14 protein-coding genes and 5 pseudogenes are annotated in these 22,016 nt (G+C 47.2%); 10 read left to right on the top strand and 9 right to left on the bottom strand.

The window, feature by feature from the left end:
* Nucleotides 1-7: 7 nt before the first annotated feature.
* Nucleotides 8-241, bottom strand: coding sequence for a hypothetical protein (locus tag A31E_RS21410; protein WP_024193537.1), 234 nt, complete (start codon nt 239-241; stop codon nt 8-10).
* A 400-nt stretch (nt 242-641) separates the two neighbouring features.
* Between A31E_RS21410 and A31E_RS26025 the strand changes: the two genes are divergently transcribed.
* Both A31E_RS26025 and A31E_RS21420 read left to right on the top strand, forming a co-directional pair.
* On the top strand, nt 642-914 hold the full coding sequence (locus A31E_RS26025; RefSeq protein WP_016233085.1) for a hypothetical protein: 273 nt from the start codon (nt 642-644) through the stop codon (nt 912-914).
* Nucleotides 915-1,077: 163 nt separating this feature from the next.
* A pseudogene (locus A31E_RS21420) lies at nt 1,078-1,332 on the top strand (helix-turn-helix domain-containing protein); the annotation flags it as partial.
* Between the two features lie 182 nt (nt 1,333-1,514).
* On the opposite strand, the gene A31E_RS21425 reads toward A31E_RS21420, so the two are convergent.
* Nucleotides 1,515-2,702 carry an IS91 family transposase gene (locus A31E_RS21425; protein ID WP_016248302.1) on the bottom strand — a complete coding sequence of 396 codons (1,188 nt, stop codon included), beginning with the start codon at nt 2,700-2,702 and terminating at the stop codon, nt 1,515-1,517.
* Nucleotides 2,703-2,705: 3 nt separating this feature from the next.
* Nucleotides 2,706-3,113, bottom strand: a complete 408-nt coding sequence (locus tag A31E_RS23660; protein ID WP_207145514.1) for a transposase — start codon at nt 3,111-3,113, stop codon at nt 2,706-2,708.
* A gap of 24 nt (nt 3,114-3,137) precedes the next feature.
* Here A31E_RS23660 and A31E_RS26540 point away from each other — a divergent pair.
* Nucleotides 3,138-3,227: pseudogene (locus A31E_RS26540) on the top strand (type II toxin-antitoxin system RelE/ParE family toxin); the annotation flags it as partial.
* Between the two features lie 678 nt (nt 3,228-3,905).
* Here A31E_RS26540 and A31E_RS21430 read toward each other — a convergent pair.
* The 6 genes and pseudogenes from A31E_RS21430 to A31E_RS25105 form a co-directional block, all read right to left on the bottom strand.
* Entirely contained in the window at nt 3,906-5,366 is a 1,461-nt protein-coding gene (locus tag A31E_RS21430) for an anion permease (protein WP_016233082.1), read from the bottom strand.
* Nucleotides 5,367-5,431: 65 nt separating this feature from the next.
* Nucleotides 5,432-7,084: an NAD-dependent malic enzyme gene (locus A31E_RS21435; RefSeq protein ID WP_016233081.1), complete on the bottom strand. Its 1,653-nt coding sequence runs from the start codon at nt 7,082-7,084 to the stop codon at nt 5,432-5,434.
* 796 nt (nt 7,085-7,880) lie between these two features.
* Complete coding sequence (locus A31E_RS21440) at nt 7,881-8,864, bottom strand: helix-turn-helix domain-containing protein (RefSeq protein WP_228943880.1); 984 nt, start codon at nt 8,862-8,864, stop codon at nt 7,881-7,883.
* 223 nt (nt 8,865-9,087) lie between these two features.
* A pseudogene (locus tag A31E_RS25110) lies at nt 9,088-9,546 on the bottom strand (IS3 family transposase); the annotation flags it as partial.
* Nucleotides 9,547-9,626: 80 nt separating this feature from the next.
* Nucleotides 9,627-11,135, bottom strand: coding sequence for a group II intron reverse transcriptase/maturase (ltrA, locus tag A31E_RS21445; RefSeq protein WP_187415622.1), 1,509 nt, complete (start codon nt 11,133-11,135; stop codon nt 9,627-9,629).
* Between the two features lie 671 nt (nt 11,136-11,806).
* A pseudogene (locus tag A31E_RS25105) lies at nt 11,807-12,492 on the bottom strand (IS3 family transposase); the annotation flags it as partial.
* A 1,093-nt stretch (nt 12,493-13,585) separates the two neighbouring features.
* Between A31E_RS25105 and faeD the strand changes: the two are divergent.
* The 7 genes and pseudogenes from faeD to A31E_RS26685 form a co-directional block, all read left to right on the top strand.
* Nucleotides 13,586-16,030 (top strand): F4 (K88) fimbrial usher FaeD, encoded by a 2,445-nt coding sequence (gene faeD, locus A31E_RS21455; RefSeq protein ID WP_016233074.1) that lies wholly within the window; start codon nt 13,586-13,588, stop codon nt 16,028-16,030.
* On the top strand, nt 16,023-16,814 hold the full coding sequence (gene faeE / locus A31E_RS21460) for a F4 (K88) fimbrial chaperone FaeE (protein ID WP_000044491.1): 792 nt from the start codon (nt 16,023-16,025) through the stop codon (nt 16,812-16,814). The genes faeD and faeE overlap by 8 nt, the downstream gene beginning before the upstream one ends.
* A gap of 34 nt (nt 16,815-16,848) precedes the next feature.
* Nucleotides 16,849-17,067 (top strand): DUF5462 family protein, encoded by a 219-nt coding sequence (locus A31E_RS21465; RefSeq protein WP_016233073.1) that lies wholly within the window; start codon nt 16,849-16,851, stop codon nt 17,065-17,067.
* 237 nt (nt 17,068-17,304) lie between these two features.
* Nucleotides 17,305-18,114 (top strand): F4 family fimbrial subunit, encoded by an 810-nt coding sequence (locus A31E_RS21470; protein ID WP_016248300.1) that lies wholly within the window; start codon nt 17,305-17,307, stop codon nt 18,112-18,114.
* Between the two features lie 135 nt (nt 18,115-18,249).
* Nucleotides 18,250-19,047, top strand: a complete 798-nt coding sequence (gene faeH, locus A31E_RS21475) for a F4 (K88) fimbria minor subunit FaeH (protein ID WP_016233060.1) — start codon at nt 18,250-18,252, stop codon at nt 19,045-19,047.
* Between the two features lie 29 nt (nt 19,048-19,076).
* Nucleotides 19,077-19,841, top strand: coding sequence for a F4 (K88) fimbria minor subunit FaeI (faeI, locus tag A31E_RS21480; protein WP_016233059.1), 765 nt, complete (start codon nt 19,077-19,079; stop codon nt 19,839-19,841).
* Nucleotides 19,842-20,371: 530 nt separating this feature from the next.
* Nucleotides 20,372-20,440, top strand: a pseudogene (locus A31E_RS26685) (hypothetical protein); the annotation flags it as partial.
* Nucleotides 20,441-22,016: the final 1,576 nt, after the last annotated feature.

The raw sequence follows: 22,016 nt of genomic DNA, 5'->3' as shown, positions 1-22,016 counted from the left end.
AAGTGCATTAACGTCTGCCGTTAATGCGCTGATTATCCCTGAGAACATCAATCGCAGTCTGCATGGCGATTTTGTCATCCCGCCTTTTTTGTTTGTCCTGCATGACCTGAAGGTATTCCAGCAAGGTGCGGGTATTAATCGGTCGGCCCTGTTTACCCACAGCCAGCACGGCTTCGCCAAGAATAATTTTCACTGGCGGTAGTTGTGCCGGATACCAGTCGAGGGTGTCATCTGATTTCATCATAAATTTCTAACGGAAGGGTAGTGTATCATAAATCAGACGTTTAATTTTCAATATCTCTTCTTCTGGTTCAGTAATAAATTAACAGAACTTAAACCAGTTATTATTATATTAAAGCGTATAATAATTATTGTATTCCTCAGAGAGCTTTAATTATGTCTTACACAAAAGGACTCAGGCACTTTAAAGAAAGACCTGTTCATGTTGCCTGCCTAGTATGCGCACACAGAGCTGATCAGAAAGCAGGTAAATTAAGAAAAGATGTGCCCTGCCTGCGGACTGTTGTTCAGATCTTCAGAATGCTGGTGTATCGGCAGCTGATCAGCTTCTGCCACTTAACGTAAGTGATGTCGGGAAATGACAACATTTCTCCTGTACTGCAGTTGTCGAGGGTATGATAATGAAATCTAAAAAGTCAGTTTTTATTGAAGGACATATCCTGTCGAACAGCTGTCATGGGCAGGCCGGTCAGCCTTTCTGTATCCACAGGGTCGGTTTTAGTAATGGCAAATATGCAATTATCCGGGAAGCATTAGGCATATGTTTCAAACCTGGCGAAATTATTCAACGAAACGATTGTGAGTGGTTTTATAAACTTACCAAAATTCGGCTTCTTTCTTTTGAGTACCTTGATGATGATGAATCAAGAAGACAATTTCTTGAATATCAATGAGAAGTACTTGATTTTTTGCAGCATAACTTTGCTGGTTTACATTCATTTCTGACTCTCCAAATCGTTTACTCGGTGCGCCGTAAAGCCCCGTCCTTCTGGTCAGGGATATAAGGCGCGGTTTTCCTCCTAACTTTCTTTTGTTTAAAATAGCGGGATGAAATGACTACAGGCACTCAAATGCCGGTTAAGAGCAGATGGTCAACAGGAACGTGAAATGAGGTGCTTCGCGGGCGCGTGTCGTTTCGTTTTCAATCGTGCTCTGGCACGTCAGAATGAGAATCATGAGGCCGGAAATAAATATATTGCCTACACGAAAATGACCTCGTGGCTGGTTGAGTGGAAAAATGCCCATGAAACACAATGGATTAAAGATTCTCCCTCACCGCCATTGCAACAGTCACTGAAAGACCTTGATCGATAGGAATTTAAACCCTAAAAAGATTAAAAAAACACCCAAAAACGGATGTTTATTCAACACTGCCTGCGTGCCATGAGTGCACCGCCGTCAATTAAATGGACTGCATTGATTGATACCGGGTATCAGTGATGGTTTTTTGCTCGATTTCCCGGACAATGGATGCAACTTCCCCAATGCGGCTCTCAGCCGCACCACCGCATCCTGGCCAGTGGCTCATGCATCATAACCAGCTCTGCCAGACGGTATCCCCGCTTCAGCCCCGTAAAACGCATCTGACTTCCGCACAGCACGCATTTCAGCGGGTCAACCTTCAGTAACCGCTGATACATCCCCCTCCATGTTATTTGCCTTGCTGTTTTTCTCACTGTCTCCGTTATGGTGTATACCACCTCTTCCAGTAAGCGCCGCTTCACCGGACTCAGGAACCCGTAGTACCTCACCATACGGAACCCCTTATCTGCCATATGCCACGAGAACCTTTCCATAAACTCATCACCGCTCATCACAAGGTACTCTTCCCGCCGTGTGCGGTGGCTGTTATAACGCAGACCGACTTCATCCTGACCGGCATAATGCTCCAGACGACTCATCGGCACCTGTGGCTTTTTCAGGTAAGAGCCGAAGTACACCGCCACATGTGTGGCGTTATCCATCTCCTGGGATACGTTGACATTCCAGCCACGGCGGTAATGCGTGTTCAGGAAGCGATTCCACTCCCGTTTACTGCTTCCTTCTGCTGCCAGCGCATCCGGTATCACCAGGTCCGGATATTTCCGTGACAGCAACCGCGTTATCCGGTAACGCCACATGCTCATCACCTTACGGGCGTAAAAATGAAGGTTTTTCCAGGTATGACCTGACGTCACACCACCGGCAGTGGTCGACAGATGAATATGTGGATGCCATTGCTGGTCACGGCCCCATGTGTGGATTACCGTGAATCCCCCCGGTTCCACATCCGCCTGGCGGCAGATTTCCAGTATCACATCCGCTGCAATACGGCTCATCTCTGCCAGTAACCACCGGTTGTGGAACACCAGGGACCAGAACTGGCAGGGAAGTGTGAACACAATATGCTGCCACGGGCAATCGGGGACCAGACTCAGCAGATACTGTATCCACTGTGCGCCAGCCTTCACTCCGCAGTGCGGGCAGGAGCGGCTTTTACACCGGAAGCAGACCTTTTTTGTGTGGCAACAGTCCGGTGATGAACAGCACCACTGTGTGTAACCCATCAGCGTGGTCCCGCAGGCCATGATTTTTGTCACTGACTCAATCACCACCGGACGCACTGAATCTTCCGGCTGCTTCTCCAGCCAGTTAAGCCAGCGGTTTCCCTGCTGGAAAATATCGGCAAAACGGGGAAGCATGAATTACGCAGGGGGAGGATGTGAGGTGCCGCACTGCGGACAGATAAAGGGATGTATCGTGCACACGGACAGAAAATTTTTCCAGGACATGGGGAGCATGGTGACATTACCGTCGGGCTCACCAACTATCCATACAGTTGTTTCATAATTGCCGGTGGCATCTTCTTCAAACAGGTATGGAATATCTTTCTCCATACAGTAATCGGCAGCGCTGGCGAAGTCGGGAAAAAACAGCCCGGCTTCATTATCTGTTCCTCCGGCGCAGGGGACCACCCGCCATCGCAACAAGGGGGGGGCTGAGCGGGAAGATTGTCTGCTGGATTTTTGTTTGCGAGGTTTAGCTGAACGGGCTATATAACCACCTGAAAGACAATGATATTGTCTGTTTTTATAACGGTAATTACAGGCCATGACAAGCCGCAGCCGCCAGGCTGCCTACTCGGACAGCACGTTCTTTATGAAGTGAATGATGAGGCCAGTCGTGTCAATATCCTGGCGGTTGTAGGCCAACGTCAGAATCTTTGAGCCCGGCTTGCTGCTCAGCTTACCGGGCTTGCTAGGAATTACGGTTTGGGAGTTGCTTGAAAAAGGAAGTTTTCCCACGCTAAGAGTATTGAGTTGAACGAGTAGTTACATCCCCTTGCGTAGATGTAACACGGTAGCCTGGAATCGATCTGCAAATGCAGAAAAGTCACGTAACCCATAACTGCCGGCTCCAGTGACGTTATTAGCTCAGTGATAGTGAGTGAGGAGCCTGCCATGCTTTCCTGATCATTCTGGTGACGGATGCAGGCTTAGGGAAGGTTGACATCCCTTACCATGGAATTCTGCATACACAGCCAGATATAATGCTCGTTAAGCAGTGTAATGGCCAGTTTGTAATCTTCCCGGGCGTCAACTGGGGAAGCCAGCTGCTTCTTTACATATGGCATTCCGGGCAGCTACGCTATTGCCTGTCTTTTGTTTTTATAATATTTATCTGGTGACCAATATATTATTTTTGCCATCCAGAGTAACAGGATAAATTCTGCTGCGAAAAATAAAATAATAAAAGTCCAGAATGATATTTCTGAGTCACCCATAGATATAATGAATGCCAGCAATCTTTTTTAAAATATTAATGCTTGTTAGCATCCTTCACATTCATGCAGCCTCCTGAAACAAGAAGCTGCACGCATATTAAATGATATTCCAGCGTTTTTGTTATATCCCGCCCCAGAGATATTTCAACCATGGGTATTCGATGGCAATGTATACAAGAAAATAGATTGCACCAAATACAAAACCCAGTCGCCAGTATTCAGACGACTGAATATAACCACTGCCATAATATATTGGTGAAGGGCCTGTCGCATAGGGAGTTATAACCCCCATGATCCCCTGAGTTCCGCATACTAATAATGAAAATGCGAAAACATTAACACCATCCATCAGGGATACCACTGCAATCATTAAAGGTAGCAGTGCCGTGACATGTGCCGTGCCACTGGCAAAAAAATAGTGAAGGAAAAAATACAGTACAACCAGAGCCAGTATTGTAAATACTTTGTCAAACCCTGACAGCGTGCCCGCAATCTGGTCTCCTGCCCAGCGAACAAACCCCACTTCCGATAAACCAGAAGCTAGGGCAACCAGCGTGGCAAACCAGAAGAAAGTATTCCAGGCATTTTTATTGTTGACGATATCATCCCAGGAAATGATATCCGTCAGAATCATCAGAGAGATGATAACTAAAGACGCTATTGCAGGATCAATAAATCCGGAGCACCCAATCCAGAGAATTAACGCACCAACGATCAGAAGAATAAGCATGACTTCTTTTGTCGTCAGTCGTCCCATCTGAGAAAGTTGTTCTTTAGCCCAGACTGGAACCTGGGCATTTTTCTTTTCTGTCGGCGGATAAAGATAATATCCGAGTAATGGGGTAACACACCATAATATTATGCCAGCCGGCAATAAAGAAACAAACCAGTCAGTCCATCCTATTAATATCCCGGTTTGTTGCTCAATTAATGCAACAGAAAGAAGGTTTGGCGCCAGACCTGACAGAAATAATGAACTGGTTACACATGTGGTACTCACCGCAGTCCACATTAAGTAAGCACCTATTTTCCGGGCGCTTTCATCATGTGGGCAGGAGCCATACAGAGCTGGCAGATTACGGATCACCGGATAAATTGTTCCTGCACTGCGTGCCGTATTGGATGGTGTGAATGGCGCCAAGAGTAAATCTGCAAATGAAATTGCATATCCTAACGTCAGCGTTCTTGCCCCCATCAACCTGACCAGCCACAACGATATGCGTTTTCCTAGGCCTGTTTTTTCATATCCCTGTGCAAACATAAAAGCACTGAATATAAGCCATACCGTATCGTTGGAGAACCCGGATACAGCCCAGTGAAACGCCATTAATGTTGTGTTAACTCCCGGAGAATGAAGCTGTTCCGGAGAAAATAAAAATATCGGAGAGAAAACTGCGCCAATAACAATACCCAATAATCCAATTACAGCCCCCGGCAATGGCTCAATAATTAATGCGACAATGACTCCAACAAACAAGGAAAAATAATACCACGAATACGGTAACAGTCCCAGCGGCACCGGGAGTTGAGAGATAATCAACGTTAATAATACTGGTGCTAATATAAGAAATTTTTTATTCATCAGACATGCATAACTCATGTTCGAAAAAACATATACAGGAGGCTCAGCCTCCTGTTATCAACGGATTAAAGAGAAATGCGATGGTAATCGCTGTATTCAGGACGCCAGAATGTGTTTTCCAGCTTTTCTGTCAGTGCCGGCAGTGTCTGCGGGGGAGCCACATTGTCTGCTATCGCAGACTGCGCAACCGCAAATGCTATCATCCGGGATATGTCATGTATGTGCCGGATATCCGGTAACAGTCCTGTGTTTTTACATTCAAATGATGCCAGTGCCCGGGCGGATGCCAGAAACATATTCCGGGTGACTCGTGTGGCACCGGAAATCAGCACTCCAAGTCCGATACCCGGGAAAATATAGGCATTGTTGCACTGAGAAATCACCCTCTGCTCCCCGTTATATTCCACAGGAAAGAACGGGCTGCCTGTGGCCACAATCGCATTGCCTTTGGTCCAGGACAGCAGATCTGCCGGTACCGCTTCTGCCCTTGAGGTGGGATTGGACAGCGGAAAAATGATCGGTTTTTCACAATGCGCATACATCTGTCTGATGGCCTGTTCTGTAAACAGCCCCGCTACACCGGACACGCCAATCAGCACGGAAGGTTTGATTTCCGCGATTAATGCATCAAGACCTTTGTTTTCAGGAGAGAAACCAAGCTGTTCTGCAGGCCAGGCAAAGGGTGACTGAAAGTCTGTTAATGACGGATTGTCTTTCAGCAGGAGACCGTCTTTATCCACCATATAAATACGGCGACGCGCTTCTTGCTCATTCAGCCCTTCGGCCATCATTGCTGACACAATCAAATCCGCAATCCCACATCCTGCTGAGCCCGCACCGACAAAAAGCAGGGTCTGTGAAGATAGTGTCTGCCTTTTATGTCTGCAGGCTGCCTGCAGCGTCCCCAGGGTCACAGCGGCCGTTCCCTGAATGTCATCATTAAAACAACACAGGCGATCCTGGTATTTTTCCAGTAACGGCGTGGCATGTTTCAGTGCAAAGTCTTCAAACTGCAGCAACACGCCGGGCCAGCGTTTTTCCACGGCAACAATAAACCGTTCCAGAAACGGGTAATAGTCACTGTCAGGAATACGAGGATGCCGGGCACCCATGTATACGGGACTCTCCAGTAATGACGTATTGTTGGTCCCCACATCCAGAACCATCGGCAGGCACATCTGAGGATCAATACCCCCGCAGGCAGAATACAGAGAGAGTTTTCCAACCGGTATCCCCATACCGCCAATGCCCTGGTCTCCCAGTCCAAGAATACGTTCCCCGTCAGTCACAACGATGATCCTGATATTATCTGACGGAACGTTCCTCAACAAAGCATCGATATTGTCCCTGTCTTCCCAGGCAATGCATATACCCCGGGGTTTTCGCCATATCTCAGAATAATGCTGGCAGGCATAACCGACGGTGGGGGTATAGATTAGCGGCAGCGTGTCTTCCAGATGGGAAGTGATGAATCTGTAGAACAGCGTTTCGTTTGTGTCCTGAAGATTGCGTAAAAACACATGTCGCGCCTCATCAGTAGCAAAGCGATCAAGCTGAATTTTTACCCGTTGAACCTGTTCTTCCAGCGATTCAATTTTGTTCGGGAGCAACCCATTCAGATTGAACTCACCCCGCTCAGATACTGAAAATGCCGTACCTTTATTTAACAGAGCATTATTAATTAACGAAACCCCTGACAGGTGTGTGTATTTGCTCATATTTCATCCTAACAATAATAATTAATCTATAGATAACACAATAACAATTAAAATTAATATTGCTGCATGTTGTTTGCTTTTTGTTGGCTAAATGCTAATAAATGAAAGCTATATGTTTGCATATTGTTTGGTTTGCTCCTAGTTTATTTACACTACCAAGGATATAAATTAATAACAAAAAAAAGTGAAATATTTTTGCTATATGTGAAAAAAAAAGTGCAATTTACGAAATAATCAAGATATAGACATGCTTATGGTTAAAGATAGCAATTCTATTGAGTGGGAAAATTATTCTGGTTACAGAAAGAACGTCATTATTACTAACGATGACAGGGAATTTGTTTCGTTGACATCATGGTTAATTATCATCCGCCACTGATGTTAACAGGAGAAATCAAACTATCCCGAAACGCATAAAAAAGGACACCGCAAAGAAAGGAGGAGATTGTAGGGAAAATAATTAACGCTTCATTTCATGCTGCTAAGTTCGGTAACTCTAACCTAGCGGTCTATGGCGCAACTAGGTTTTCTATTCACTGTATACTCCAGACTGCTGCAAAGAACTTGGTGAAGTCCGGTATTACTATCAGGGATAAATGTGCTGTGGCGGGTACCGATGGAAACATTACTTGATCAAAATACATCTGGATTGAGAAAAAATTTAAACAAGATTTAATGTGACAGATGTCTATATAAATAATCGACACCTGTCAACCTAGGGGGTGATCTAATATATCAGATGGATATCATCATATAACGACGGGAATATGTAATTCCTTTACACGCCAACCAACAGTTAGGAAAAGAAAGAATTGTTTTTTTGTTGTTTGTGTAAATTTTTCTTTTGCCGTTCTTGATATTTTTTGGGTGTTTCATTTAATCTTTTTTTAAATTGTCTATTAGCTGTGGCGATTGAGTTAAAACCTGATTCATATATATGAACATCAACATTCATATAGGGATCGTCCATTATTTTCTTTGCCAGAAGTCGACAGCGTTCATTTGCAATAAATTCACTGAATTTTATATTGTTCTCTGAAAGAATATACTGAATCATCCTCTCGGAAATATTAAATGAATTCGCTACAGATGATAGACATAGTTCACTGTTTTTTATATTGGATTTAATAAAATAGATCAATGGTGTGAGTTTGTCATCGCTATTGATTTTTCCTAGGTAGGCTTTATCATGAGATTCAAGCTCTAATGATAACAGACTAATCAACGCTTTGGTGTTCTTCTCACAAAATCTATCTGAATAATTAGAGTGATAGTTTAAAAGTAACTTGTTAATATCATCACCATACATTAATTCTGAAGTTTTTTTCCATGCTAAGTTTTTTAACGTTTCTTCAGATTCTTCGGTTATGTTTTTAACATCCACGATAAGAGAAATAGTATTTCTTTTCGAAGGAGAATCTATGATTAACTCGTCATGTGAGGGAACAATTAAAGCATCTCCTGGCGAAATAATTTCTCGGCGCTCTTTATTTCTCACAAGTACATTGCCACATGAATATATAAAAAATACTTTTTTAAAAGTAGAATTTATTACATCTTTATGTGTAAGGGATACAGTAACAGCGGAAGACTTTACTAAGGTTTTAAATATATCTCCATTTAATTCGTCAATATACATGCGCCCATCAAATAAACCTTCTTTTTTTTGTAATGAAGGGATTATTTTTACACTGGAAAAATTCAATTTATTTTTTATCGCCCTTGACCATTCATCGGGAAGAAAAATATTGTTATTTTCTGTGTTTGAATGTTTCTTCATGAGAGTCATATAATGTATGCAAAACAACAGGATATTATTTTATAGCAATTATAGTTCGCCATCAATAGCAAGGGATATAAATAGAGTTCGATATCAATTATATGTTAAATGGGCCTCTTGGATTGCCACGAGTAGTACCTTGTCAAAAGGGGCGTATCCCTCCCTGAGCAAAGCAACGCTACAGTCCTTGGACTGTCCCCACAACCGTGGACATATCCTGTCCTCACGACGAGGCCTGTTCAAAGGCCTCCGGACTGACGCCACCGAGATGACTGTGGCGCCGGGCCCGGTTATAGAACACTTCAATGTAATCGAAGATATCGGTGCGGGCCAGATCCCGGGTTTTATAGATACGTTTTCTGAGCCGTTCTTTTTTCAGTGAACTGAAGAACGGCTCGGCCACTGCATTATCTCAGCAGTTGCCACGCCGGCTCATGCTCGGGGCCAGGTTATTGGCCTGGCAGAAACGCTGCCAGTCGTCACTGCCGTACTGGCTACCTTGGTCTGAGTGCACGATGACCTCTCCGTCAGGTTTACGTCGCCAGACCGCCATCATCAGTGCATCCAGCGCCAGTTCGCGTGAGAGAGTGGGCTTCATCGACCAGCCCACCACGTTACGGGCAAAGAGATCGATAACCACCGCCAGATACAGCCAGCCCTGCCAGGTACGGAGTAGAGTAAGAGGCAGGGCGTAGTTGGACTATTTCCCTGCCTCTCCTCCCCGAACCGGACGTGCACCTTTCAGCGCATCCGGCTCTCCGTTTAAACGCTGGCGAACGCCATTGACACCTCAGTGTAGCGCGATGTATACGTGTTTCTGGCTTTCGTCCTCAGATAAGGGTTACCTTCAGGCAGACGCCAGCGGAACAGCTTCTTGCCTTGCCCGACCAGCCGGTACAGGATTTCACCGCTGAGCTTACCGTGGTTGGTTTTTCCAAATAAAACCCATGTTTTGCTCTGACCCGGTTTCGGTGATTTACACCACCACTTCATCAGGGAAGTGATACCTGTACGATACTTGCGGGCCAGCCAGTGAGCCAGCTTCCAGAACACTACGCGGTCGATATAACTGAATACTTTGGCCTTAAAATCAACGAATTGATAGAACGCGGCCCAGCCTTTCAGTTTCCGGTTGAGTATCTCAACCATATCGATTTTACTTTCACTGTAATTACCTGATAACAAAGCCGTCAGCGATGCAGCGAAGTTTCTGGCTTTCTCCTGCGGGATCATCGAGACCACCCGCATATCGCCATAACGACTGCGTTTGCGGATGATCCGGTGACCCAGAAAGATAAAGCCGTCGTTAACATGGGTGATTCTGGTCTTGTCCATGTTCAGCCTGAGTTTCAGGCTGTCTTCAAGCACACTACGACACTCTTCCCTGATGGCTTCGGCTTGTGCTTTGGTACCCTTGACGATAAGCACGAAGTCATCGGCATACCGGCAGTATGCCACAGCAGGTTTCCATTGCCAGTTTTCTCTGACAGCGGTACTTAGGCCTCGCTGGATACTGTGATTCCAGTACCAGCGATCCTTTCGGGCTTTCCCGCTCAGGTAGCGTTTATGCAGATACTGATCGAACTCATTGAGCATGATATTCGACAGCAACGGCGATATTACGCCACCCTGCGGTACGCCTTCACTTGCCGCCCGAAAGAGACCGACATCAATATGCCCGGCCTTGATGGTTTTCCACAGCAGAGCCATGAAACGAGTGTCGCTGATCCTGCGGCGTACTGCCTTCATCTGCAACCGATGGTGTACAGTGTCGAAGTAGCTGGACAGGTCGCCTTCAATTACCCAGCGGCCCCGTGTTTCACCGCAGTCGGTGAGCTGCAATTTCACCGTGCGGATCGCATGGTGGACACTGCGTTCAGGCCGGAAGCCATATGAGAGTGTATGAAAATCACTTTCCCATATCTGCTCCATCGCCATCAGCATAGCCCGCTGAACAATACGATCACGCATCGCCGGGATACCCAGAGGTCGCAGCTTGCCGTTGCTTTTAGGGATGTAAACCCGTCTGGCGGGCAAGGGCTGGTAGTGACCTGAGAGTAATTCATCCCTGAGGATTTGCAGCTCAGCAGCCAGTCTGGCCTGTAGCGTTGCTTTGTTCACACCATCAACGCCGGGGGGATGAGCCCCCGTTGATGAAAGCGTGATGCGCGCCGCTTCAGCCAGCCATTCTGGGTGTGTTATCAGACGCAGCAGTCGTTCAATCCGTCGGGACGGTTCGGTGGCTGCCCATGTGGCAAGCTTGCGTTTCATTTCGCTGATTATCAAAGGTCTTCACCTCGTTAGGTCAGTTAATTCTCGTCGCAAACACATGTAAACTTCTTCCCTTCGCCATGTAATGGGCTTTCCCCATCGCAGACTACTACGGAAGCTCCGCCAGTCAGCGCGTCATCGGGCCATGCCCCCTTAACATCCGTCGCTGACCTTCCCCGGTTCACCTGTCTGGACTCAGACATACTGAGGAGGCTGCCCGTCGCACTCTTTACCCTTGCTTGCCGCAAGTTGGCAGAAGTCAGCAACCCGAGCGTGATGGGCACTGCTGTCCCGGTGTTTTGCATACTTGTCAAAACACCTTTGACCGGCAGTGCATACATATCACTGCCAGTTCCTTCTGCACGGCCTGTCAGATCACATTGGCCGTGGTGACGTTTTCAACCCACAGAGGCGAATTAACGGGTTCATGTTCTTCAGCCTTTCAGCACTCAACTTTGGGGGTCATCTCGGCTTAGTGATCTCGCCTCAATCCCCGTTGTCAGCGGGTTACATCACCCTGCAGGCATGCCGCAGGTCACTGCCGCTCAGGTTCTCCACCATCACACCCGGTGGGATTGTTGGGTTTCTCGTCATGAGTTACCGTTTCAATATTCCAGACAGACTCATGGTTCATTTGAGCCTCCATGCTCGCCCTGAACTCCGGGCACACTATAAGTAATGTCGGTGACCCAGACCTGATTGGCCCGGACAACAGTAAACTGCCGCTGCACACGATTAGGCGCTACCACTGAAGGTCTGCCAGCGATACGACGCGGCGCTTTATAGCCGCGTACAGCTTTAATCCGGTTCAGTTGCATGATGCGGCCCACCCGGTTTTTACCGCAGGCTTCCCCGATTTCGTTCAGATCGCCATAAACCCGCCGGTAACCGTATACGCCTCAGCTCAGTAAATATGAGTCACGGATAAGCGTCAGCAGACGCTGGTTATCTTTATCACGCGCCGAGACCGGGTTGTGCAACCATGCATAGAACCCGGCCCGGGCGGCATTCAGTACCCGACACATCGTCATCACACCCCATACAGTGTGGTGTTCATTGATAAAGCGGTACTTCAGTCGGGCTCCCTTGCAAAGTACCGCGCGGCCTTTTTCAGGATATCCCGTTCTTCTTCGGTACGTTTTAGCTGCGCCCGTAGTTTCAGTATCTCGCTTTTGGCTTCTAGTAAATCCCGGGCATGCTGCTCGCTGTTACCTGGTTTGATAGCCCGTCGCCACTTGTAGAGGCTGTGTGCAGAAACGCCCAGACGGTCAAATACTTTGGCAACGGAATAGCCGCGTTCCGTGATCTGACGGACGGCTTCTTCCTTAAATTCTGGTGTAAATCGTGGTGTGCCCATATGCTCCCCCTATGCTCAAACTATAGGGCAGGATCGTCTAACGGGGTGGGGTGCAGTCCATTCCGCCAGAGCTTTATCTTTACGGATACGTTCTTTTTCCAGTTCCCGTAACTGAGTCTTTGCTTCGCGTAATTATTTATCAGCACGGCGACTTTCTGTCATTTTCTTTTCATGATCCTGAATGAATATAGTTCCATTCTTTAACTTGCTCAACAAAAAACTCCATTCTCTGGAAATAATCAGCCAGTTCCATTTCAGATAAAATTGCGGTTTCGATTACAACTGTCAACAACAGAAAACCGTTGCTCCGGTGTCCATTCATTTCCATCGACAGAAGATATTTTTTTCCGGTAATAGGCCTTGTTGCACGAGCTCAAGTCTCCATCTTGTATTACTGAAGGACTCAGATCTGGTTTACAGAAAATATTCTGTATGGATCATGCTATAAGGTACTAATAACTAGGTAACACCTTGTTCTTTTATATAAATTGGTACCGCATGTGCAGGCATAGTCTCTTTTATATGTAAAAAAATCAAGGTGATAACTATTCTGACGCAGGGAGAACCGATCTCATTCACGGTAATACGCACAAACTGGAAGCATCAAAACTATACATAGCGATTCACTTTCTGCTTATTAATCAATTTCTATTGAGGAGGAGTATTTTATGATTGTGACATTGTTTTAGGATGGCCAGAGAGCTGTGGACTGAAGGGTATTATTATCTTTGTGTAAAGTGGTAATGCATTTCATTAAACGTCCAATATTCTGTATTGAGGTTTATTTCATGTGGCCATGTGAATTATTCTTATGTATTTCATGTTTTGTTTCCTGTTTTTTCGTGTTGTGTGTTTTTTTTAGGGTTGAAGAGGCGATAATTAATCGCAGAGAAGGCAACCACATTGTGGTTAGCGATTAAATGATTGTCCTGAGATGTATACGAGCGCACATATGCATTTTTTTATTTTCTTTGTGTGGGGTGGATTCCATACAGAGAATTGTTTTTTGTGCAGACATAGTTGCTTCAGCCTGTCATGTGGTGGATGCGGGCAGTACCAGTGTGGTCACGTATCAGTAACGGAGAAAAGGATTGTGTGTGCAGGAAAGAAGGAAATCGCAGAGCCGGTTTCATCCGTGTTTTTCTGTCGGGCCGTAGTTGCGATTGCTGTATCAATTGTTTTCGCCAGTGCCACAGGTGTTGCAGGTGAAAAACTGGATATGTCCTTTATCCAGGGTGGTGCCGGGGTTAATCCGGAAGTCTGGGCAGCCCTGAACGGCAGCTATGCGCCGGGGCGTTATCTGGTTGACCTGTCCCTGAACGGGAAGGAGGCCGGGAAACAGATACTGGATGTGGCACCACAGGACAGTAATGAACTGTGTCTGACAGAGGCATGGCTGACGAAGGCCGGGATTTACGTCAGTACAGATTACTTTCGTGAGGGATATGACGCCACACGACAGTGCTATGTGCTGACAAAAGCCCCGTCAGTGAAGGTGGATTTTGATGTTTCCACCCAGAGTCTGGCGCTGTTCATTCCCCAGAAGGGGCTGGTGAAGATGCCGGAGAATGTGGACTGGGATTACGGGACCAGTGCATTTCGCGTGAACTATAACGCGAACGCCAACACCGGCCGTAATAACACCTCGGCCTTTGGTTCTGCGGACCTGAAAGCCAATATCGGGCGCTGGGTGGTGAGTTCTTCTGCCACGGCCAGCGGCGGTGACAGCGGGGATAACTCCACCACGATAAACATGTTTACGGCCACCCGGGCTATCCGGGCACTGAGTGCGGACCTGGCGGTCGGGAAAACATCCACCGGGGACAGTCTGCTGGGCAGCACGGGAACGTACGGCGTGTCGCTGAGCCGGAACAACAGCATGAAGCCGGGCAATCTGGGGTATACCCCGGTGTTCAGCGGCATTGCGAACGGGCCGTCGAGGGTGACGCTGACACAGAACGGGCGGTTGCTGCATTCGGAGATGGTGCCGGCAGGTCCGTTCTCCATCACGGATGTGCCGCTGTACACCAGTGGTGATGTGACCATGAAAATCACCGGTGAAGACGGGCGCGAGCAGGTACAGAACTTCCCGTTGTCGGTGATGGCCGGGCAGTTAAGCCCGGGGCAACATGAGTTCAGTGTGGCAGCCGGTTTGCCTGACGATGACAGTGACCTGAAAGGCGGCGTGTTTGCGGCGTCATACGGTTACGGTCTGGACGGACTGACGCTGCGAGCCGGCGGGGTGTTCAACCAGGACTGGCAGGGGGCCAGTGTCGGTGTGGTTGCCGGGCTGGGTTACCTGGGGGCGGTGTCTGCTGACGGTGCTTATGCCACGGCAAAATACCGCGACGGCAGCCGCAGCGGAAATAAGGTGCTGTTATCCTGGAGTAAACAACTGGAGATGACGAACACCGGATTGCGGGTGAGCTGGTCACGGCAGAGTGAGGAATATGAGGACATGTCCTCCTTTGACCCGACAGAGCTGTGGTCGCAGTTAAATCATGGTCGCCGGACGAAGAATGAATGGAATGCCGGTGTCAGCCAACCGGTGGGTAGACTGTTCAGTCTGTCGGTGTCCGGCTGGCAGCGGAGCTATTACCCCGCATCCATGACCGGGAGTTACCGTTACAGCGATGACAACGGTAAGGACACAGGTATTACCGGCACTCTGAGCACACAGATTAAGGGTGTCAGTCTTAACCTGGGCTGGGCTGGTTCACGGAACACCCGGGGAGAAAACAACTGGTCTGCATCGGCGTCAGTGTCGGTACCGTTCACACTGTTTGACCGTCGCTACAGCAGCAGTACGTCGGTGAGTACGAGTAAGGACGGCGGTACGGGCTTCAGTACGGGGCTGTCCGGCTCACTGAATGACCGCTTCAGCTATGGTCTGGGCGGTGGGCGTGACAGCGGTGGTGGTGTGAGCAGTTATCTGAATGCGTCGTACAGTGGTGACCGGGCTTATCTGAATGGTGCCCTGAATCACTCGCAGTCCGGCGGAACCAGTGGTTCTGTCTCGGTCAGCGGTTCGGTACTGGCCGTTCCGGCGGCGAAAGACATTATGTTCAGCCGCACGACCGGGGACACCGTGGCGGTAGTGAACGTGAAGGATACGCCCGGAGTGAAGGTGACGTCCGGTGACGGACAGACTGACAGCGACGGCAACCTGGTGGTACCGCTGAACAGCTATGACTGGAACACGGTGACGATTGATGCGGGCACACTGCCGCTGAGCACCGAACTGACGAACACCAGTCAGAAGGTGGTGCCGACGGACAAGGCGGTGGTGTGGATGCCGTTTGATGCCCTGAAAGTTAAGCGTTACCTGCTGCAGGTGAAGCAGCGTGACGGTGAGTTTGTGCCGGGGGGAACCTGGGCACGTGACAGTAAGAACACACCACTGGGCTTTGTGGCTAACAATGGTGTGCTGATGATTAACACGGTGGATGCGCCGGGTGATATCACCCTGGGGCAGTGCCGGATACCTGCGGCGAAACTGCAGGATACTGAGAAACTACAGGAGATTACGTGTGAGTAAGCGTAACGCAGTAACGACGTTTTTCACTAACCGGGTGACAAAAGCACTGGGAATGACTCTGGCGCTGATGATGACCTGTCAGAGTGCGATGGCTTCCCTGGCGGCAGACCAGACCCGCTATATCTTTCGCGGGGACAAGGATGCGCTGACCATCACGGTCACCAACAATGACAAGGAGCGTACCTTTGGTGGTCAGGCCTGGGTGGACAATATCGTGGAGAAGGACACCCGTCCGACCTTTGTTGTGACGCCATCCTTCTTCAAGGTGAAGCCGAATGGTCAGCAGACACTGCGTATCATCATGGCCTCGGACCATCTGCCGAAGGATAAAGAGTCGGTGTACTGGCTGAACCTGCAGGATATTCCGCCGGCTCTGGAGGGCAGCGGTATTGCAGTGGCGCTGCGCACGAAGCTGAAACTGTTCTACCGACCGAAGGCACTGCTTGAAGGCCGCAAGGGGGCAGAGGAAGGGCTCAGCCTGCAGAGCCGCCCGGATGGCAGGACCATGCTGGTGAACACCACGCCGTACATTTTTGCGATTGGCAGCCTGCTGGACGGAAACGGGAAGAAAATTGCCACGGATAATGAGACGGCACAGAAACTGCTGATGTTCATGCCGGGTGATGAAGTACAGGTGAAGGGAAATGTGGTGAAAGTGGACTCCCTGAATGACTGGGGAAGCCTGCAGACCTGGACAATTAACCAGAAAAAGGCTGCGGCCCCTTCCGGGCAGAAGGCATCTGATTCGCCGGTTAATCCGTCTGATAAGGCAGATAAAAAATAACCGCCCTCCGGAACACGGAACAGAGGGGTAATAAATGAAGAAAACAATGATGGCAGTCGCCCTGGCTCTGAGTGCACTCAGCATTCAGTCAGCACTGGCCGCTGAATACAGCGAGAAAACGCAGTATCTGGGCGTGGTGAATGGTCAGGTGTCAGGTAACAGTGTGGTGAAGGTAACCCGCACACCGACAGAGCTGGAAGTGCCGGTCAGTTACCGGGGAAATCTGCAGATTGCGCTGGAGGTGGAGGACTGAGGATTCTTCTCCTTTATCAAAGCAAAACATCCGTGACTCCGGAACGGGTCAGATTGGTAAAGGGACTTACCGTATTTTTAATACGGGAATAACGTAAAACTATTCTGAGTTAAACAATGCGTTTAATGAAATGCGGTTACTCAAATAAACCCGCAGGGGATAGTTTTGCGGTAATTCCGGTAAATAAGGATTACTGATTTCAGTTTGTTATTTATGAAATATCAAGGAGTTTGTTTTATGAAAAAGACTCTGATTGCACTGAGTGTGGCTGCCTCTGCTGTAGTATCCGGTTCCTCAATGGCAGCTGTAGGAGAATGGACGCCAGGGAGTGAAGGTGGCTCATTCGAGATGAGTGGTACTTTAGTTGTTACAGGAACAAGTACAAATCCGTGGGAAGTGAAAGTTGGTCCGAATGTAACTAATTTGGATGGAAAGATTAATCAAGGAGACAGCGAAGTTAAAATCACTGTTGCTAATGCTGTTCCTGTGCTGGGTATTCGTACTCACTCTAATCAGGCATTTATAGGAAAACCCGGAATTAGTCCGCAGATTAACTATGGTGGAAAAATTAATCTGGACTCTTTTTCCAGTGGGAAAACCCAATTGGTACTGGATGTTACTGATGCATCTTCAAGTAATAAAATCGGTACTATGACGACCGAGCTTTTTGCTGGCGCAGTATATTCTTTGAGCGATGCAGTCGGTAATGCATATAGTTCAGTGTTTGGTATGTTGGCCAGTCAGGCTGGCGACGGGTTTTATGGCGGTTTGCCCAAGAATCAGAATGGTGCTTTAAAATATGCGGAAGTAGTTTCGAAGTTCAATGAAATTGACTCTTCTTTTTTAGCTAATTTTGATGACCAGAAGGGTTCGGATGTAGATATCTTAAATAGAACTTCATTTGAATCTGAGGGTGGAAAGTATAGTGGGGCCTATGGTTCTGGTGTCCTGGCAAATGAATCGCTGAATATCAAGCTTGACACTCCTGCTGCAAGCCAGGATATCGAGTGGCGTGCTTCCCTGCCAATTGTTGTTACTTACGCGTAATTAAATAATTACCAGCAGTAAATGTCTTTTATTTACTGCTGGTTAAAAATAATGCATCAACGTAATGTTTTTTTAGGATGTATGCGGGTTTTCTCTATTTTATTATTGTCCAATAAATGCGCAGAGTGAATGGCAATGAAAATAACTCATCATTATAAATTATTTATCTCCGCTCTGACGACAATGGCCTTGCTTTATTCTGCAATTCTTCAGGCAGATATTCTTGATGGTGGCGAAATTCAGTTTAATGGTTTTGTCACTGACGAAGCTCCGAAATGGACCTGGCAGATAAGTTCACCGGACCAGACTTGGTCTGTGGATACCGCTGATGCACGTACAGAGAACGGGCAACTGGTTTTTGATTTGAGCGACAAAGGGCCTCTGCCTTTTCTTGAGGGGCATTTGTATGAGGTGGCTGAGCGTGGTGGGCCCGGATTCACGCCCTTTATTACTTTCAGCAGTAACGGACGGCCTTTCGCCGTAAAGGAAGGCCGTGACACTTCAGCGCAACGTTTTCGCGCCTCTGTCCCGGTGCGTGACCCGGAGACGGGGAACGTGTCGGGACAGCTTTCTTTTACTCTGAATCAGGGGATGGCGGTCAGTACAGGTAAGCAGGAAGAGGGAGCCTCCACGCCTTCGGGTGTGTCACTGGTCAGTGGACAAAGTGTGACGGATGTACAGCCAGGTAGTCTTCCGCAGGGGCTGAAGAGCCGCCTGTCTGCCTTATTACTGATGAATCAGAATTTTGGAAATGGCATGAGTGCGATGGATAACGGACAGGTTATCAGTCAGGGGGTACTGGCTGACGGTCGAGTGATGAATCTGGCTGCGGCATATGCCTCTGTGGTGTCGGATTTTGAACTGCGGTTGCCGGCAGAGGGCACACCGGCCCGCTGGCAGGCAGGGCTGAATGTGACGGTCACAGTACAGTGATGGTCGCAAGGATATAAGGAGAAATAGAAATGAAGAAGATGACGTTGTTTCTGTTTGCTGTCAGCCTCCTGCCCTCCACTGTACTGGCCTGGAACACGCCGGGAGAAGATTTCAGCGGAGAGCTTAAGCTGGAAGGGGGGGTGACCAGCACACGTAATCCGTGGGTGTGGAAAGTCGGACATGGAAATGAAAGCCTGGAGGTTAAGCAGAGCCGTAGTGTTCGTGACGGTGAGCAGGGAATTCCGGTTGCACTGCCGGCGATGACCGTTTTACTGGGAAAAACCACCCTGACCACACCGGCAGGACGTGAGGGACTTTCTCCCCGGGTCAGTTACGGAAAGGAGGCTGAGGGTTTTTCACTTGTCTGGATAGCACCAGGCGTCGCGGAAGTGATGCTGCCTGTCACCGGAGATAATAACGTCCGGGCAGGCACATTTGTTTTCAGAATGCAGGCTGCGGGGGTATTGCGCCATGTGAAAGGCGGACAGTCGGTGTATGCCGGCGTGTATGACGACCTGGATGTGAATGGCCTGCCTGGTGAAAGCACAGCCATGAAGGGGGCTGATATTCCGGGGGTTCTGCAGAAGATGTTCAGTGGCGAAGGTCCCGTCTGGCTGCAGACAATGACAATCAGTGGTTATTCGGGAGTGAGTCATTTCAGTGATGCCACCCTGCGTCAGGTAGAAGGTGCGTATGGTGCACAGACTGTGGCAGGCAGTGGTGAATTACGTCTGAATGGCGCGATGCCTGAACGCTGGCGGGTGTCACTGCCGGTAAGTATTGAATACCAGTAAGCAGGAGGATTGTCCAGTACTAGTTCTGATTATTCCTCCGGGGCATTGGTAGGAAATATGATGCGGGAGATTTTTGTATTGGATCAATATAGAGAGTCCCGGAAAAGTGAGGCTAAGAAATGAGCAGGCAATAACTAATACATTGATATACAACAGAACTCGTTTTGGGAGTACTGGAGAAAGTGACATGGAAAAATTATACATTAATAGTAAATATATTTTATCGGTGAGTTGAGTAAGGATGGATATGCGTAGAAATATTATTGTTGATGTTTTGTTTGTTATTGTTTATTCTCTTTTGCTATTAATGTTTGGGAAGGCCTCCGCAAATGTGAAAGAAGGGGGGCGAAATACGCTATCTGGCATGGAATGTCAGATGGATATGCCGAATCCAGTGGTAATAATCATGAAAAATAAATAGCTATGCATTATTATATGATTTTTTTCGTAATTCCCACTGATATTTGATTTTGTGATATTCTACCATTATCTGAGGCTTCTGCGTGGTCACTGTTCATTGATATCGCTGCCATTCAGATGACGTTTATCGACCTGGCTTTAGTCCAACTAAGTGCGAGCGTTTCCGGAGCCAGAACTGAAATGAGACAGGTGAAACCTGTCAGTGTGTATCCGATGTAAGCTTTAATGAAATATAAAAATTACTTTTTATTTGTGTTGTTATGTCGTGTAAATGTATTTAAGAGTTTTTTATGCGATGATTATCTTTTTTTTGGGAATAATTGTTATCGTTTTTATAGGAATGGGTAATTCCGGTTAACTCATCTATAGAACCGGAATGAATATTGTATTGTTCCTCTTAGGTTCGTTTATTACAACACATCACTGATATACTTCTCCAGTTCATTTTTTTGCCTGCCGATAAACTTCCGAAGATTTCAGCAAAAAAATATAAAAATGTGATAATTTTGCGTTAGGTTTAATCATATCTTCAATTGTATCTAATGATATAATGATCTTTCTTGCTCTGTCTTTCGTGCTTTTTTCTGTTCTGGCATTACGGAATTCATCTAAAGCTTCAGACAGTTCCTGTTCGAAAATACGAAAACTGGCAAGAATTTGACTCCTTTCAGAAATCAGCCTGGAAGAGCTCAATTCACAGACCCTAATGGTTCTGTTAGCAATTTAATGGAGAGAACCTTCTTTAGGTTTGATCATTATACCCATGTCAGTGAAATAATCATCTGGATTATCATCATACGGATTAACAATAGGAAACTGATAGGTGTCATAATTGAGTTTTTTATTGTTGCACTGTTTGCAACAGTATAGAAGATTTTTCCATTCAAATGTTCTGCTTCAGCATAACCGGTTTCATCAGGTATACCTTCGCAAAAAGCGCATTTTCCATGTGTACTGTTTTTCAGGGGCTGTTGGATATCCTCATGCGTATAGAACCGGAGTGCGGACTCCTTTTCCATGGCAGAGGTTTTTTATATCCGCCATATTTATTAACCAGATCCATTAAGTTTTTTGTCCAGATTGGACCGTTTTCCCTAAGAATAGCTGGCGTTGATAATCGATTCAGCTTAATCATCTGATAGACTCCATACCTGCAATTCGTGTTTTGAGTGCAATCAAAATACTTTCATCTGGATGACTGATTGATTCAAGGCGAGAATAATTACGTTTCAGTTCATCAAGATCGTTTTATTCAATATTTTTATAGCAGATATTGGCTAGTTTTTCATATTCTTTGTTGTCGAGGCTGAGAACGCCCATTAACCCTGTAAGGATTAAATCGGTAGCCCACCCTGAATAGGCTTTACTCTGTGGGTATATATCATATTTTTCTTTTTCATAGGACGGAGAAAGAAGAATGATTTCATTTTTCTTTGCACAAACCAAGAGGTGCGGTGAGTGCGTCTTTACAATAAACTGCGATTTAGGGAGTAGCGCAGAGATACCGTTTCGGATGGTTAGTTACCATTCTGAATGAAGATGGTTGTCCAGTTCATCGATAAGCACCGCACCTTCAGCGTTTTTTACACTCCTTTCTCCTTCCGGCATGCATGATTCTGCCCATGAACTATATCGACATGTATCTGACTGAAAATGTCTGGAATTGTCGGGGGAATCCTCGCAGTTGTCAGCGCCAGTTATATAAGACGGTAATTCACCATTTGGATTATCCGCTCCACCCAACATGTTGTTTCC

This window comes from Escherichia sp. KTE159 (assembly GCF_000408805.1).
GTDB lineage: Bacteria > Pseudomonadota > Gammaproteobacteria > Enterobacterales > Enterobacteriaceae > Escherichia > Escherichia marmotae.
The sequence above is the reverse complement of the archived record's forward strand: the minus strand, read 5'-3'. Positions and strand labels throughout refer to the sequence as shown.

Coding starts and splice junctions, on each gene's coding strand:
- A31E_RS21410 (WP_024193537.1), bottom strand. CDS start 241: ATGAAATCAGATGACACCCTCGACTGGTATCCGGCACAACTACCGCCA.
- A31E_RS26025 (WP_016233085.1), top strand. CDS start 642: ATGAAATCTAAAAAGTCAGTTTTTATTGAAGGACATATCCTGTCGAAC.
- A31E_RS21425 (WP_016248302.1), bottom strand. CDS start 2,702: ATGCTTCCCCGTTTTGCCGATATTTTCCAGCAGGGAAACCGCTGGCTT.
- A31E_RS23660 (WP_207145514.1), bottom strand. CDS start 3,113: ATGGCCTGTAATTACCGTTATAAAAACAGACAATATCATTGTCTTTCA.
- A31E_RS21430 (WP_016233082.1), bottom strand. CDS start 5,366: ATGAATAAAAAATTTCTTATATTAGCACCAGTATTATTAACGTTGATT.
- A31E_RS21435 (WP_016233081.1), bottom strand. CDS start 7,084: ATGAGCAAATACACACACCTGTCAGGGGTTTCGTTAATTAATAATGCT.
- A31E_RS21440 (WP_228943880.1), bottom strand. CDS start 8,864: ATGAAGAAACATTCAAACACAGAAAATAACAATATTTTTCTTCCCGAT.
- ltrA (WP_187415622.1), bottom strand. CDS start 11,135: ATGAAACGCAAGCTTGCCACATGGGCAGCCACCGAACCGTCCCGACGG.
- A31E_RS21465 (WP_016233073.1), top strand. CDS start 16,849: ATGAAGAAAACAATGATGGCAGTCGCCCTGGCTCTGAGTGCACTCAGC.
- A31E_RS21470 (WP_016248300.1), top strand. CDS start 17,305: ATGAAAAAGACTCTGATTGCACTGAGTGTGGCTGCCTCTGCTGTAGTA.
- faeH (WP_016233060.1), top strand. CDS start 18,250: ATGAAAATAACTCATCATTATAAATTATTTATCTCCGCTCTGACGACA.
- faeI (WP_016233059.1), top strand. CDS start 19,077: ATGAAGAAGATGACGTTGTTTCTGTTTGCTGTCAGCCTCCTGCCCTCC.